This is a genomic window from Gudongella ferriphila (assembly GCF_046224405.1).
GTDB lineage: Bacteria > Bacillota > Clostridia > Tissierellales > Tissierellaceae > Gudongella.
On the sequence record NZ_JBJXRK010000007.1, the window covers coordinates 72,980 to 87,573 of the forward strand.

The window sequence follows — 14,594 nt, forward strand, 5'->3', positions numbered from 1 at the left end:
TTTAGATTTGTACCTGGTGGTAGGTTTTTTTGCCCTTCTTGATAAGGATTTTACCGTCCTTGAAATCCGCAATGGTAACCATCCTGTCCACAGCATCCACCTTCTCGCCGTTGATGGTTACTCCACCTTGCTGAACAAGACGCCTTCCCTCACTGTTTGACTTTATCATTCCAACCTCTCTCATAAGGTCAAGGATTCCGATTCCGTCTTTGAACCTATCCGAATTCATTTGAGTTGAAGGAACGCTGCTTTCATCCATTCCGTCAGCGAAGAGTGCCTTGGCTGCCTCCAAGGCTCCGTCAGCCTCTTCCTTGCCGTGGATCATATTTGTAACCTCATAGGCAAGTACTTCCTTTGCCTTGTTTATTTCAGCACCTTCAAGAGAACCAAGTCTTCTAACCTCATCCATAGGCAGGAAGGTAAGCAGGGCAAGAAATTTCTCCACATCCCTGTCATCCACATTTCGAAGGTACTGGAAAAGCTCATATGGTGATGTCTTTTCCTTGTCCATCCAAATGGTTCCCTTTTCCGTTTTGCCCATTTTGGTTCCCGCTGCGGTGGTCAGAAGCTTAAAGGTCATTCCATAGACCTTGTCCTGCTCCAGCTTTCTTACAAGCTCGTAGCCTCCCAGGATATTGGACCACTGGTCGCTTCCTCCAAGCTGAAGCTTGCAGTCATAGGTTCTGTAAAGGTGCAGGAAGTCATAGCTTTGCATCAGCATGTATCCGAACTCAAAGAAGGTAAGTCCCTTTTCCAGTCGATTTTTGTAGCAATCAAAGGTAAGCATCCTGTTTACGGAGAAGTGAACTCCGATTTCCCTCATGAATTCCACAAAATTAAGGTCCATCAGCCAGTCTGCATTGTTTGGCATAAATGCCTTTCCCTCGCTGAAATCGATAAATCTTGAAAATTGCTCCTTGAACCTTGATGCGTTGTAATCGATCATCTCTCTGGTGAGAACCCTTCTCATGTCGGATTTTCCCGAAGGGTCGCCTATCATGGTTGTGCCGCCTCCCAGAAGTGCAATTGGTCTGTGACCTGCTCTTTGCATGTGCATCATTACCATGATCTGCAGGAAATGACCCAGTGTAAGGCTGTCGGCAGTAGCGTCAAATCCAATGTAAAAGGCAACTGACTCCTTTTCCAGAAGCTCCCTTAAAGCCTCTTCATCCGTGGCCTGATCAATGTAGCCTCTTTCCTCCAATACGTCAAAAACATTTCTCATAATATTCCTCCTTACAAAAAAATAAAGGGTCTTCTCATCTAAAGGACGAGAAAACCCGTGGTACCACCTTAATTCACATAAAGCCTCTTATCACGTATGGTGTGAAATTCCCTGCAGACTCCAGGCTGTATTTGGATAATGTGCCATCTGTCAGCCTCCCACCACGGCTCACTCTCTGTGAAGATGCATCACATAATCTACTTGTACCCTTCATTGTCCCTATGAATTTAATAACATATTATTATATGTAGAGACCCTTGTCAAGAAAAGAAAAAGAGGACTGATTAGTCCTCCACCTTGATTTCCATGCTGTTTTCCCACAATCCGTGGATGTTGCAGTAGCTTGTTGCATAAAGTGTACCGGGTGCTGAAACCTTAAACTTAGTAGTAAGGTATGGAGCTGTGAAAAGCTCTGATTCTCCATGTGCAGCAAATGTGTAGGTGCCTATTTCCACTGGGAATTTACCTTCCTCAGGCTTGAAATATACCTTTATCCAAGCTATGTAGTGCTCCAGGGTGTTAGGATGTGGAATCTCCTCGCCTACAAGAACCTTAACCTCGACCTCTTCCCCATTCTTAACCATCTCAGGTGCGTGGATAACAGGAACGTGTTTTTCACCTTTCCAGTCTCCGCTTTGATAAAAATTACCGATTGACATGCTCATTCCTCCTTCTTTTGAATTATCTACTGAAATGTATACCCGAAAAGACCTAAAAAACACAAATTTATTATTAAAGATGCCATTTGGTTGGTATAATAGAACAAGAGGGGAGAGAATTGTATGGATAGAGTTGAAATGATCGCCACCACCACATTTGGATTGGAGGCAGTTACGAAGAGAGAACTGATTGAACTGGGAGTGGATGACATAAATGTCGAAAATGGGAAGATTTCCTTCAAGGGAACCCTAAGGGATATACCTAGAGCCAATCTGTGGCTGAGAACGGCAGAAAGGGTTCTTGTGAAAATGGGAGAATTCAAGGCTTTAACCTTTGATGAACTGTTCGAGAAGACCAAATCGTTGCCATGGGAGGACTGGATTCCTGAGGACGGGAACTTCATAGTGGAGGGAAAGAGCGTCAAATCCCAGCTATACAGCATATCGGACAGCCAAAGAATTGTAGAAAAAGCCATTGTTGAGAGACTCAAGACCAAGTATCCTGTAGAATGGTTTGAAAAATCAGGGGCCAGATACAGAGTAGAGGTTGCCCTATTAAAGGATATCGCTACACTGACAATCGATACATCAGGCGAAGGACTCCACAAGAGAGGCTACAGGGACAGAGCTGGAGATGCCCCAATAAAGGAGACCCTTGCTGCTGCAATGGTTATGCTAAGCTACTGGAACAAGGATAGGGTACTTTTTGATCCCTTCTGTGGTTCAGGAACAATACTGATTGAGGCTGCCATGATAGGCAAAAATATTGCTCCGGGACTTGATAGAAAGTTTGATGCGGAATATTGGGGTATAATTCCAAAGGAATACTGGTCCGTGGAAAGAGTTGAGGCTATGAGAAAGATTGACCACGACTCAACACTCCACCTGCTTGGTTCGGATACAGATAAGAGGTCAATTCTTAGGGCCAGGGACAACGCTGCAAATGTGGGGCTTGAGGATGACATAGCTTTTTTCATGAAGGATATGAGAGACGTTGATTTGCAGGAAGACTACGGAGTGGTAATAACCAATCCGCCATATGGTGAAAGGATGGGGGACCGTGAAGAGGTAGAGCAGCTCTACAGGGACTTTGGGAAAAAGTTCAGTGACCATCCAACCTGGTCAATCTATTCCATCACCTCAAATGAAAATTTTGAAACGCTCTACGGCAAGAAGGCTGACAGGAAGAGGAAGCTTTACAATGGGAGAATCAAGGTGGACTTCTACCAATTTTATGGTCCAAGGCCTGAATAAGAAAGGATGGTTTAAATGGGAATCTATACTAAGACAGGAGACAAGGGGAAAACTTCTTTGTTTGACAACAAAAGGGTTACAAAAGATGACATAAGGGTTGAAAGCTACGGTACAGTTGACGAACTGGGAACTTTTCTGGGGCTTGCAAAGAACTATGTAGACCAAGAGCTGAGGGAACGGATCTATACCATTCAGAACAAGCTTTTTACCGTGGCAACAAATCTTGCCACTGAAGACCAATCAAAGGTTGCCCATAGAATGAAGGAGGAGGACATAAAGTACCTTGAGGATACAATTGATGAGTATATGGGAAGACTTAACGACCCAACGGGCTTTATAATTCCAGGATCAAACATATCCTCAGCCTATCTGCATGTAGCAAGGACGGTTTGCAGAAGGGCTGAAAGAAGGATAATCTCACTTACGGGAGTTGCTGAGGTGGATCCCTTGGTTGTGAAGTATGTTAACAGATTATCAGATGCAATTTATGCAATGGCCAGGTATTCAGAGGAGGAGCAAAGAGCGGTAAAATACGATTGATTTGCCAAGGGGAGCTGGTGAAATTGTTTTCCTGTACAAAGCTCTGAAAAAGCCATCTAATTAGGAGATTAGCATTAATTTAGTTGTGGAAAAATGCTCTGATATGAGATACAATGATAATAGTCACCAAATATTTAGCATTGCTGGATGTGACATGACAGTTTAAATATTAACGACCTCAAAGAGGTGATTATTATGATTGAAGAAAAAAAGGAAATAGACGTATCTGAAGATTTATCATATATCCCCTATGGATTATTGAATTATCGCGTCCTTGAAGGAATGGCCGACTGGGTCAGGGTAATTGATAAGAATGGCAAGGTCATATTTGCAAATGCTGCCATGAAGGATGCACTTGGAGAGGACATCGTGGGAAGTGACTGCTACAAGGTCCACTGCAGAAATCAGAAATGTGGATTTTGTATTACAAGCAGAAGCATAGAGACAGGGGAAACCGTCCAAAAAGAGGAAATAATCCAGGGTCAGTACTATTCCGTGAAGAGCTCACCTGTAAAAAATCAGAATGGAGAGATTGCCGGTGCAGTTGAGGTGTTCAGAAATGTCACCAGAGAGAGAAAGCTGGAACTTGAGCTGATTGAAAGAAACAAGAAGATGAGTCGGGATCTGCATTTTGCAAGAAGGATTCAGGAAAGGGTCCTGCCCAAGAGAGGAATCGTTGAGAACCTTAGGATTGACTATGTCTACCAGGCATCTGAGATGCTCAGTGGGGATATGTTTGACCTTTTCTATATAGACGAGGCAAACATAGGAATATATATATGCGATGTGGCAGGGCATGGGATAGCGGCTTCAATGATGACCATGTTTATTAAGCAGGCAATGAGGAGCATAAAGGATGAGGTTTTGAGTCCAGCACTTGCACTTGAGGAGCTTCATAAGAGGTTTAGCATCCTGGAGCTTGAGGCAGACAAGTATTTTACAATATTCTATGGAGTATACAACAAGGTTACTCACAGATTCACCTACTCAAACGCAGGACATAACTGCTATCCGATAAAATTCAACTCAGAGGAGATTGAACCTTTGAAAATCAAGGGTTACCCAATTACATTGCTCTTTGAAAAGGTTGAATACAAGGAGAAGGAAATCAAATTGAATCTTGGAGATAAAATACTGCTTTACACTGATGGGATAACAGAGGCTAGAGACCACAATGACAAGCAGTTTGGAATAGAGGGAGTTTTGGAGACTGTCCAGAAAAATCCTGACAACATTCTAAAGGAAGTTGAAGATAAGTTTATAATCCACAGCTGGGGGGAACAGGATGACGATTATGCCCTGGTGTTGGTGGAAGTAGTAGATTAACCTAGAATACTTATTCTAGGTTTTGTTTTCATTGATTAGGGGAAGTGGGATATATAAAACTCTAGGAGGGGTAATATGACTGTTGGTTTTGATTATTCAAAGAGCTTTATCAAAAAGCATGAGGTTGAGTTTATGAAACCATTCCTGAAGGAAGCGCACAATCTTCTGCACGATGGTGAAGGACCTGGAAACGAGTTCATAGGATGGCTGGATTGGACAGAAAAATATGACAGACAGGAATATGAAAAGATTAAGACCGTTGCAAGTAGTATAAGACAGAAGGCGGATGTTTTCATAGTGGTTGGAATCGGTGGCTCCTACCTGGGTGCTCGCGCAGCCTTTGAAGCACTGACCCACACCTTCCACAACCTTCTTCCAAAGGAGACTAGAAATGCACCACAGATTTACTTTGCAGGAAATAACATGTCTCCAAAGTATATGACGGATCTTATGGAAACCCTTGATGACAAGGAAATCTATGTAAATGTAATCTCCAAATCGGGGACTACCACAGAACCTGCAATAGCCTTTAGGATACTTAAATCTCATCTGGAGGAAAAGTACGGCAAGGAGGAAGCAAAGAACAGGATTTTTGCAACCACGGACAAGAGCAAGGGTGCATTGAAGACATTGGCTACCAATGAAGGTTATGAGACATTTGTGATTCCTGATGACATCGGTGGAAGATATTCAGTTCTCACACCAGTTGGACTGCTTCCTCTTGCAGTGGCTGGAATTGACATAGACCAGCTGATGGAGGGTGCTCACGAAGCTGCAATTCAGTATGGAAATCCAAATATTGATGAAAATAGATGCTACCAGTATGCAGTTGCAAGACAGATTCTCCATAGAAGGGGAAAGGAAATTGAGATTTTGGTAAATTACGAGCCTGGACTGCAATACCTGGGAGAATGGTGGAAGCAGCTGTATGGTGAGTCTGAAGGCAAGGATGGGAAGGGATTATTCCCGGCCAGTGTCAACTTCACTGCAGACCTTCATTCCATGGGTCAGCTGATACAGGACGGTAAAAGGAATATATTCGAAACAAGCATAGTTCTGGAAAGCGCCCAGAAGGATCTGGAAATAACCGAGGATGAGGAAAATCTTGACGGCTTGAATTATCTTAAGGGTAAGACAATTGGTCATGTAAACAGAAAGGCCTTCGAAGGAACACTTTTGGCACATCTTGAAGGGAATGTACCTAATCTTATAATTTCCCTGCCAAGGCTTGATGAGTTCCACTTTGGAAAGTTGATATACTTTTTCGAAAAGGCCTGTGCAATCTCTGGATACCTTCAGGGAGTGAATCCTTTTGACCAACCAGGAGTTGAAGCCTACAAGAGCAATATGTTCAAACTCCTAGGGAAAGAAGGCTATTAATCCCCTTGATTAATCAGTCTATCACTGGTATGATAAATATTGGACAAGGAGGGATTCCGTTGGAGTTTAAACATTTGATTCTTAACAAGGAAGATAACATAGGTGTTCTACGGATCAACAGACCGGAAGCTATGAATTCCCTCAACACAGAGGTGTTGAAGGAGCTGCTGGCAGCTGTGGAACAGGTAAAGAATGACGAGGATATTTACGTTCTTATTTTAACTGGAGAAGGAAAGGCATTCGTTGCAGGAGCTGATATTTCAGAGATGAGTACCATGGATTCAGTTCAGGCAAGATCCTTTGCAGAGACTGGACTTAAGGCCTTCAGGGAAATGGAGATCATGGAGAAGCCAGTGATTGCAGCGGTTAACGGCTTTGCACTAGGAGGTGGCTGCGAGCTTGCTATGGCATGTGATATTAGGGTTGCATCCACAAAAGCAAAGTTTGGTCAACCTGAGGTCGGACTTGGTGTTACCCCAGGATTTGGTGGAACGGTCAGATTGTCACGTCATGTAGGATTGGCCAAGGCCAAGGAGCTTATCTACACTGGGAGTATAATAAAGGCTGATGAGGCTCTTCAGATTGGTCTGGTAAATAGGGTTGCCGAGCCTGAAGACTTGATGGGGACTGCCATGGAAATGGCTAAAATGATAGCTTCAAATGCTCAGCTTGCAGTCAGATATTCCAAACAGTCCATAAATAGAAGCTTTGAAACCGACATGGAAACAGGAATGGAAATTGAAAGGAACCTTTTCGGTCTTTGTTTTTCAACAGAGGACCAGAAGGAAGGAATGAAAGCATTTGGGGAGAAAAGAAGGCCTGAATTCAAGGTAAAATAAGTGGAGGTGCTTTATGAAAAAGGTAAGTGTGTTGGGAAGAGGGACAATGGCATTGGGTATCGTTCAGATATTTGCCCAGAAGGACATAGAGGTGACCATATGGGTTAGGTCTATCGACCCTGACAAGCCAAGGGGAAGTGTTGCACCAATAGAAAAGGCTTTGAGCAAGCTTGTCAACAAGGAAAAGATAAGCCAGGAACAGATGGACAAGACCCTTCAGAACATAAAGATAACCACTGACCTGAACAAGGTTTCAGACAGTGATCTTGTTATTGAGGCAATATCTGAGGACATGAAGGTCAAGAAGGATACATTCGGCAAGCTGGATGAAATCTGCAAGCCTGAAGCCATACTTGCAACAAACACATCCTCACTTTCCATAACTGAAATTGCAAATTCAACAGGCAGACCGGACAAGGTCATAGGTATGCACTTCTTCAATCCCGTGCCCCTAATGAAGCTTGTGGAGGTCATAAAAGGACTTGCAACATCAGAAGAAACCAAGGACAAAATAGTTGAGCTGTCAAAATCCCTTGGCAAGACACCAGTTGAGGTTGAGGAAGCACCCGGATTTGTTGTAAACAGGATTCTTATCCCTATGATAAATGAAGCCGTTGGAATATTGGCTGACGGAGTGGCAACGGCAGAGGATATTGACGAGGCCATGAAGCTTGGAGCAAACCACCCAATAGGGCCACTTGCCCTTGGTGATCTTGTTGGTCTTGATGTATGCCTTGCAATCATGGATGTTCTTTACGAAGAATTCCAGGATTCAAAATACAGGGCACATCCTTTGATGAGAAAGATGGTTAGAGGAAATCTTCTTGGTAGAAAAACAGGCAAGGGCTTCTACACTTATTAAATCCACTCCATTGACAAAATGGATGTATTTATGATATATTCAGTCTGTTAGAGGGAGTAACTGCCCTGATCGGGAACTTAAGTCACCAATAACGGACAGGAATTGTCCTGGCTTAAGTGGTTCAAAATCGTGTGAGACTCTACAATTCCCCAAGGGGGAGTTGTAGAGTTTATTTATGACCTAACCCAGCGATAAAACGAAGTTTTGGAGCTGCTGGTAGGTCTCTCCGTAGTTTCGCATCACAAATTTGTTTGCTCATGAAATTCACACAAATTTGGAGCTCATTACGTTTGAATTACCAACAACTCGCTTGGCTCGTTGGGTCAAGTCATAAACGCAACGAATGCCAATTTCATAGACCGAAGGGAGAATGAAATTGTGCAATGAGACTGAGGGAAATGCCTAACCCAGCGATAAAACAAGGTTTGGGAGCTGCGGAGGCTATACATGAAATTAAGGAGATGGAAATGGAAGATCTGGTTCTTGGTATAATTAATCCAATGCCCGTGATTGTGTTGCTTGCAATAATCGGAATAAGCCTATTCACTTTAAGCAAAGGGGCTGACCTGCTCATTGATGAAGCAGTGGCTGTGTCAGGTTATTTAAGGGTTCCAAAGGCAATCATAGGTGCCACAATTGTATCACTTGGAACAACCTTGCCTGAGCTGTCGGTATCAACCATGGCTGCCATTCAGGGAAGTCCGGACATGGCTCTTGGTAATGCGGTGGGCTCAATAATTGCCAATACGGGACTTATAATAGGGCTTGCAGCGGTTCTAAGGCCAATCGACATCGATAGAGGCTCCATACGGATACAGGGGTGGGTCAAGATGATATCAGCCGGGCTCTTGATAGCATTTTCACTACCAGTTTTTTCGCCGGGAGGAGCAGGCACAATCTCCCAGGAAATGGGATTCATCTTTGTGGCAATGCTTGCTGCATATATGTATTGGTCCTTTAGGGAGTCAAGGAAGAGCTCCTATCTAAGTAGTGATGAGGATAATGATGAGGTACCAAAATCGGAAATCATCAAGAGGTTTCTTCTGATGGCAGTGGGAATGGCAATAGTAATTTTTTCATCAAAGATATTGATTCCAACAGTTGAGGTGACTGCACTGAAAGTGGGCGTTCCCAAGAGCATAATAGCAGCGACCCTGGTGGCATTTGGAACAAGCCTGCCGGAACTTACAACTGCAGTCAAGGCAGCACTCAGGGGCCATGGCGACCTTGCAGTTGGTAACATAATTGGTGCAGACATACTTAATGTACTGTTTGTAATTGGAGTCTCGGCAGCTGTAACACCAGAGGGCCTATTGGTTCCGCCAATCTTCTATAGGGTTCATTTCCCTGCAATGGCAATAATTCTTCTGACCTTCAGATTTGTGACAATCAACAAGGGAAGCAGAATCAGAAGGTGGGAAGGTGCTTTGCTTATAGCCTTATATCTTGCATATCTGGGTATGAATCTGACCAATGTAATTTCATAATAATAAAGAAAGGGTCGCATCAATTTGATGCGACCCTTTAAAATCATATGACCTTATTTAAGTTCTTCTTAAGCAGATTGTCCCCAACCTTGAATACATTTCCTGCTCCCATTGTAACCACAACATCACTGTCGGTGGTCTCTCTGAGAATAAAGGATTCTATCTCGTCGAATGAACCAAGGTAGGTTGCATCATAGCCCTTGTCCCTGATTCTCATGGCAAGCTCTCTTGAGTGGATTTCTCCAAGGTCCTTTTCCCTTGCTGCGTAGATATCCGCTATTATTACCTTGTCTGCACCCTTGAAGGACTCTGAAAAACTATCAAGGAGAATTTTGGTCCTTGTAAAGGTATGCGGTTGGAAGATACAGAAAATCCTCTTGTCCGTTGCATTTCTCAAGGCGCTTAGACTGGCCTTGATTTCAGTTGGATGATGGGCATAATCATCTATGATTTCTATGTTTCCGAGAAAACCCTTGTGCTCAAGTCTTCTGTGCACTCCTCTATAGGCAGATATCCTCTCCGATATTTCACTTGAATCCATACCTAATAGATAGGTTGCAGCAATGGCTGCAAGTGAGTTGTATACATTGTGTGTTCCCATAACGTTTAGGCTTATGGTTTCCCATATCTCACCCTTGAGATACAGGTCATAGACTGGGAGTCCCTTTTCATTGAATCTGATATTTCTGGCCTCAAAGTCAGAAGCCACTTCTATACCGAAGGTTACAACCTTTGAACCCAACTGGGGGATCAATTTCCTTACCAACGGATCGTCGTTGTTTAGTATGGCATGGTCATCCTCTGAAAGATTCAAAAGATATCCCTTGAAGGTATCTGAAATATGGTCCATGCTCTTAAAGAAATCCAGGTGGTCCTCATCAATATTAAGGACTATGGCGATTGAAGGAAAATATTTAAGGATATTTGCCTTGTATTCACAAGCCTCTGTTAAAAGATAATCATCTGAACCCAGCTTTACGTTTCCACCGATATCATCCAGCTCTCCTCCAAGCAATATGGTTGGATTGATCTTTGGATTGTTAATGATGGTTGCAATCATGCTTGTGGTTGTGGTTTTACCGTGAGTTCCTGAAACTGCGATGGAGTTTTTGTAGTTTCTCATCACAGCACCCAAAAAAGCAGCCCTGTCTATAACAGGTGCAGGTGAATCGATTGCCGCCAGGAGCTCCTCGTTGTCAGGTGAGATTGCATCAGTGTAGACAATAAGATCCGCATCACCTATGTTCTCCTTACTGTGACCTATGAAAATCTCAGCACCTATGGCCCTCAAGTGCTCAACTATCGGACTGTCAGTTGTATCCGTTCCGGATACTTGGAACCCTTTATTTATAAGTATTTCGGCAAGCCCACTCATACTGATGCCACCGATTCCGATAAAGTGGACCCTTCGGTATTGGGGACTTCCTAAATTTATATCAAACATTTAATTTCCTCCTGGTATATTCAAATTCCATTCTCAGCACCCGAAAAATTATTACCCGGACACACATTGAATGATTATATCATATCAAAAAAAAATATAAAGAACAAATTTGAAAAAAATATTTATAATTTTCAAAAAAAAGAAGGAATCCGGCAAGAAATGTAGAATAAATATAGTAATATGCAAAGAACCGTCGAGGAAGGTGGTGAGACAATGAAGATTACAGACGTAAGGGTTAGGAAGGTAACAGAGGAAGGCAAAATGAAGGCAATAGTTTCAGTTACGTTCGACGAGGAGTTTGTTGTACATGATATCAAGGTTATTGAAGGTCAGAACGGATTGTTTATTGCCATGCCAAGTAGAAAAATGGCAGATGGTGAATTCAGAGACATCGCTCACCCGATTAATGCCACCACTAGGCAAAAAATTCAAGAGGCAGTTTTTGAGGAGTATGAAAAAGCTTTAACAGCGGAGTAGAAGAGCCTAAGGGCTCTTTTATTCTCTAAAAAAGCTTTGTTTTTTTGCCAAATTCTCAATTAGGTGTGGACTTATAAAATAAATGGGTTAAAATAATATGGAGGGAATAACTCAGCGGAAGGTGTGTTAATAAGATGAATATTGGAATAATACTTGCAGCCGGAGAAGGGACCAGGATGAAGTCCCGACACCCGAAGGTCTTGCATAAGATTTCCGGAAAACCGCTTCTTTCCTATGTGCTTGATGAGGCAGAGAAAGCTGGAATCAGAAGAAATGTGGTTATAGTTGGGCATGGAAAAGAAGCTGTAATGGAGAGCATAACCGGCGAGAACATTATTTACGAAGAACAGCCTGTACACCAAGGGGCTCCTTATGGTACAGGCTATGCTGTCATGCAGGGAATGGGGCATGTTGGGGATGAGGATAATGTGGTGGTTCTATGCGGGGATACGCCCTTGATTACCGCCAGTACCTTGACAGAGCTAATGAAATACCACAATTCCCAAAACAATAAGGCAACTGTTCTGACAACCTGTCTTGAAGATCCAACAGGGTACGGACGAATTGTAAGAAAGTCAGAGGGAAGTCTCCAGGCAATAGTTGAACACAAGGATGCAACAGAGGACCAAAGAAAAATAGGAGAGATCAATTCCGGTATCTATTGCTTCAGCGGCAAGGAATTGAAGCTGGGCCTAGATGGAATCAACAATGACAACAGCCAAAACGAATACTATTTGACCGATGTAATTGGAGTGCTTGTGGAAGGTGGCTACAAGGTGGGAGCTTTTATGATCGAAGACGCCTCTCAGATACACGGAATCAACTCAAGGGTGCAACTTGCCCAGGCAGATGATATAATAAGGGAGAGGATTAATCTTGGACATATGGAGAACGGTGTAACCCTCATAAATCCAAAGGATACCTATATAGAGTCAACGGTCAGGATCGGTAGGGATACAATTGTGTACCCTGGGGCTGTGCTTGAGGGAGATACCGTAATTGGAGAGGACTGTACAATAAGAGGAGCCACCAGGATAGTGGACAGCATCATCGGAGATGAGGTAAGCATAGAGTCAACCCTAATCGAGAATAGCAAAGTGGGCGATGGGTGTAAGATAGGACCATATGCACACCTTAGACCTGACTCGGAGCTTGGAAGGAACGTCAAAATCGGAAACTTCGTGGAAATAAAGAAAGCTATACTTGGAGATGACTCAAAGGCTAGCCATCTTTCCTATGTAGGCGACGCACAGGTTGGTTCAGGAGTCAACATAGGCTGCGGAGTGGTATTTGTCAATTATGACGGGGAAAGGAAATTCAAGTCAATAATTGGGGACAACGCCTTTATAGGCAGCAATTCAAACCTGGTTGCACCAGTGAAGGTGGAAAGCTGGGGTTATGTAGCTGCAGGTTCAACAATCACAGATAATGTTGGAGAAGGGGAGCTTTCAATAGCACGTGCCAGACAGGTAAACAAAGCTGGATGGGTAGAGAAGAAGGGACTAAAAAAACGCAAATAACTAGGAGGATGTAGAGATGAACCTTTGTTTAGGTGGAATCAAGGTCTTCACCGGAAATGCCAATAGAGACCTGGTAAAAAACATTTGTCAGGAGCTGGGCATAACCATGGGTACGTGTGATGTTACCCACTTCAGCGACGGTGAAATTAACGTGAATATCGGAGAGACTGTAAGGGGCTGTGACGTGTATCTTATCCAGTCCACAAACACACCGGTAAATGATAATCTCATGGAGCTTCTTATTCTTATAGATGCTGTTAAGAGGGCTTCAGCAGGCAGGATAAATGCAGTCATACCTTACTATGGCTATGCAAGGCAGGACAGAAAGACCAAGGCCAGGGAACCAATCACAGCCAAGCTTGTTGCAAATCTACTGACTACGGCAGGAGCTGACAGGGTTGTGGGAATGGATTTGCATGCTGGTCAGATACAGGGATACTTTGACATACCAGTTGATCATCTTTCAGCAGTTCCCATACTTGCAGAGTATTTCAGGGAAATTGTTGACGAGGATACAGTAATTGTGTCTCCTGACCTGGGCGGAGTAACCAGGGCAAGACAGTTTGCAAACATTCTTGATCTTCCAATAGCCATAATCGAAAAGAGAAGACCAAAGGCGAATGTGTCTGAGGTAATGAATGTAATAGGTGACATTGAAGGTAAAAATGTAATTCTTGTTGATGATATAATTGATACTGCAGGTACAATAGTAAAGGCTGCTAGCGTTTTGAAAAGCTTTGGAGCAAAGAAGGTTTACGGCTGTGCAACCCACGGTGTGCTTTCAGGACCTGCACTTGACAGGATTCACAATTCGGAGCTTGAGAAATTCGTAATATCGGACACAATTCCCCTGTCAGAAATGGCAAGGATTGACAAGATAGAGGTGGTTAGCGTTGCTCCGATTCTTGCAGAGGCAATCAGAAGAATCAACAGCAACGAATCAGTCAGCATTATCTTTGACTAGTCACATAGCAAGGAGTTGATTATGTGATTGTAATTGCAGGATTGGGAAATCCAGGAAGCAAGTATTCCGAAACAAGACATAATGTGGGCTTTGATGTAATCGACAGACTAGCCCATGAAAACAACATCAAGGTAAACAGGTTGAGATTCAAGGCATTGACTGGTGAGGGCTTCATAGGGACTGAGAAGGTGCTTCTTGTAAAGCCCAGCACCTACATGAACAACAGCGGGGAATCAATAAGGGAAATCATGGATTTCTACAAGCTTGAGCCTGAAAAGCTTCTGGTGGTAGTGGATGACATAGACATTGAGTTTGCAACCATTAAGCTTAAGAAAAAGGGGAGCGCAGGCTCACACAATGGACTTAAATCAATAATCTATCACCTCCAGACGGATAATTTTCCAAGGCTGAAGGTGGGAATCGGTAAAAAGCCCCCATACTATGACCTGGCGGACTTTGTTCTTAGCAGGTTCAGTACTGATGAGCGAAAACTTGTGGACCAGGCAATCAGGAATGCATCTGAAGCAGTCCAGGAGTTTGTCAGGAGTGGGATTGACAAGGCCATGAATGAATTTAATAGTAGAAATACAGCCCAGGACTAAAACCTGGGCTTAAAC

Annotated in this window: 14 protein-coding genes; 11 read left to right on the forward strand and 3 right to left on the reverse strand. The window is 43.3% G+C overall.

The window, feature by feature from the left end:
* Window position 1: 1 nt before the first annotated feature.
* Together tyrS and ACKVDP_RS06400 are read right to left on the reverse strand one after the other, a co-directional pair.
* The gene (tyrS, locus tag ACKVDP_RS06395) at window positions 2-1,225 is read right to left on the reverse strand and encodes a tyrosine--tRNA ligase (protein ID WP_409227983.1); all 1,224 of its coding nucleotides are present in this window, start codon (window positions 1,223-1,225) and stop codon (window positions 2-4) included.
* Between the two features lie 284 nt (window positions 1,226-1,509).
* On the reverse strand, window positions 1,510-1,884 hold the full coding sequence (locus ACKVDP_RS06400) for a class II SORL domain-containing protein (protein ID WP_409227984.1): 375 nt from the start codon (window positions 1,882-1,884) through the stop codon (window positions 1,510-1,512).
* Between the two features lie 123 nt (window positions 1,885-2,007).
* On the opposite strand from ACKVDP_RS06400, the gene ACKVDP_RS06405 reads away from it, so the two are divergent.
* The 7 genes from ACKVDP_RS06405 to ACKVDP_RS06435 all read left to right on the forward strand — a co-directional run bounded on the left by ACKVDP_RS06405 (window position 2,008) and on the right by ACKVDP_RS06435 (window position 9,572).
* Window positions 2,008-3,138 carry a THUMP domain-containing class I SAM-dependent RNA methyltransferase gene (locus ACKVDP_RS06405; protein WP_409227985.1) on the forward strand — a complete coding sequence of 377 codons (1,131 nt, stop codon included), beginning with the start codon at window positions 2,008-2,010 and terminating at the stop codon, window positions 3,136-3,138.
* A 15-nt stretch (window positions 3,139-3,153) separates the two neighbouring features.
* On the forward strand, window positions 3,154-3,678 hold the full coding sequence (locus tag ACKVDP_RS06410; RefSeq protein ID WP_409227986.1) for a cob(I)yrinic acid a,c-diamide adenosyltransferase: 525 nt from the start codon (window positions 3,154-3,156) through the stop codon (window positions 3,676-3,678).
* 195 nt (window positions 3,679-3,873) lie between these two features.
* Window positions 3,874-5,004 carry a SpoIIE family protein phosphatase gene (locus tag ACKVDP_RS06415; protein WP_409227987.1) on the forward strand — a complete coding sequence of 377 codons (1,131 nt, stop codon included), beginning with the start codon at window positions 3,874-3,876 and terminating at the stop codon, window positions 5,002-5,004.
* Window positions 5,005-5,079: 75 nt separating this feature from the next.
* Window positions 5,080-6,384 carry a glucose-6-phosphate isomerase gene (locus tag ACKVDP_RS06420; protein WP_409227988.1) on the forward strand — a complete coding sequence of 435 codons (1,305 nt, stop codon included), beginning with the start codon at window positions 5,080-5,082 and terminating at the stop codon, window positions 6,382-6,384.
* A gap of 59 nt (window positions 6,385-6,443) precedes the next feature.
* Complete coding sequence (locus ACKVDP_RS06425) at window positions 6,444-7,223, forward strand: short-chain-enoyl-CoA hydratase (RefSeq protein ID WP_409227989.1); 780 nt, start codon at window positions 6,444-6,446, stop codon at window positions 7,221-7,223.
* 13 nt (window positions 7,224-7,236) lie between these two features.
* Window positions 7,237-8,085, forward strand: coding sequence for a 3-hydroxybutyryl-CoA dehydrogenase (locus tag ACKVDP_RS06430; protein ID WP_409227990.1), 849 nt, complete (start codon window positions 7,237-7,239; stop codon window positions 8,083-8,085).
* A gap of 383 nt (window positions 8,086-8,468) precedes the next feature.
* On the forward strand, window positions 8,469-9,572 hold the full coding sequence (locus ACKVDP_RS06435) for a calcium/sodium antiporter (RefSeq protein ID WP_409227991.1): 1,104 nt from the start codon (window positions 8,469-8,471) through the stop codon (window positions 9,570-9,572).
* A gap of 43 nt (window positions 9,573-9,615) precedes the next feature.
* Here the strand turns inward: ACKVDP_RS06435 and murC are convergent, their stop codons facing one another.
* Window positions 9,616-11,016 (reverse strand): UDP-N-acetylmuramate--L-alanine ligase, encoded by a 1,401-nt coding sequence (murC, locus tag ACKVDP_RS06440; protein WP_409227992.1) that lies wholly within the window; start codon window positions 11,014-11,016, stop codon window positions 9,616-9,618.
* A 213-nt stretch (window positions 11,017-11,229) separates the two neighbouring features.
* On the opposite strand from murC, the gene spoVG reads away from it, so the two are divergent.
* The 4 genes from spoVG to pth all read left to right on the forward strand — a co-directional run bounded on the left by spoVG (window position 11,230) and on the right by pth (window position 14,579).
* Entirely contained in the window at window positions 11,230-11,493 is a 264-nt protein-coding gene (gene spoVG / locus ACKVDP_RS06445) for a septation regulator SpoVG (protein WP_409227993.1), read from the forward strand.
* Window positions 11,494-11,627: 134 nt separating this feature from the next.
* Entirely contained in the window at window positions 11,628-13,013 is a 1,386-nt protein-coding gene (glmU, locus tag ACKVDP_RS06450; protein WP_409227994.1) for a bifunctional UDP-N-acetylglucosamine diphosphorylase/glucosamine-1-phosphate N-acetyltransferase GlmU, read from the forward strand.
* A gap of 16 nt (window positions 13,014-13,029) precedes the next feature.
* Window positions 13,030-13,977, forward strand: coding sequence for a ribose-phosphate diphosphokinase (locus ACKVDP_RS06455; RefSeq protein ID WP_409227995.1), 948 nt, complete (start codon window positions 13,030-13,032; stop codon window positions 13,975-13,977).
* A gap of 23 nt (window positions 13,978-14,000) precedes the next feature.
* Window positions 14,001-14,579, forward strand: coding sequence for an aminoacyl-tRNA hydrolase (gene pth / locus ACKVDP_RS06460; protein ID WP_409227996.1), 579 nt, complete (start codon window positions 14,001-14,003; stop codon window positions 14,577-14,579).
* Window positions 14,580-14,594 lie beyond the last annotated feature (15 nt).

Coding starts and splice junctions, on each gene's coding strand:
- tyrS (WP_409227983.1), bottom strand. CDS start 1,225: ATGAGAAATGTTTTTGACGTATTGGAGGAAAGAGGCTACATTGATCAG.
- ACKVDP_RS06400 (WP_409227984.1), bottom strand. CDS start 1,884: ATGTCAATCGGTAATTTTTATCAAAGCGGAGACTGGAAAGGTGAAAAA.
- ACKVDP_RS06405 (WP_409227985.1), top strand. CDS start 2,008: ATGGATAGAGTTGAAATGATCGCCACCACCACATTTGGATTGGAGGCA.
- ACKVDP_RS06410 (WP_409227986.1), top strand. CDS start 3,154: ATGGGAATCTATACTAAGACAGGAGACAAGGGGAAAACTTCTTTGTTT.
- ACKVDP_RS06415 (WP_409227987.1), top strand. CDS start 3,874: ATGATTGAAGAAAAAAAGGAAATAGACGTATCTGAAGATTTATCATAT.
- ACKVDP_RS06420 (WP_409227988.1), top strand. CDS start 5,080: ATGACTGTTGGTTTTGATTATTCAAAGAGCTTTATCAAAAAGCATGAG.
- ACKVDP_RS06430 (WP_409227990.1), top strand. CDS start 7,237: ATGAAAAAGGTAAGTGTGTTGGGAAGAGGGACAATGGCATTGGGTATC.
- ACKVDP_RS06435 (WP_409227991.1), top strand. CDS start 8,469: ATGAGACTGAGGGAAATGCCTAACCCAGCGATAAAACAAGGTTTGGGA.
- murC (WP_409227992.1), bottom strand. CDS start 11,016: ATGTTTGATATAAATTTAGGAAGTCCCCAATACCGAAGGGTCCACTTT.
- spoVG (WP_409227993.1), top strand. CDS start 11,230: ATGAAGATTACAGACGTAAGGGTTAGGAAGGTAACAGAGGAAGGCAAA.
- glmU (WP_409227994.1), top strand. CDS start 11,628: ATGAATATTGGAATAATACTTGCAGCCGGAGAAGGGACCAGGATGAAG.
- ACKVDP_RS06455 (WP_409227995.1), top strand. CDS start 13,030: ATGAACCTTTGTTTAGGTGGAATCAAGGTCTTCACCGGAAATGCCAAT.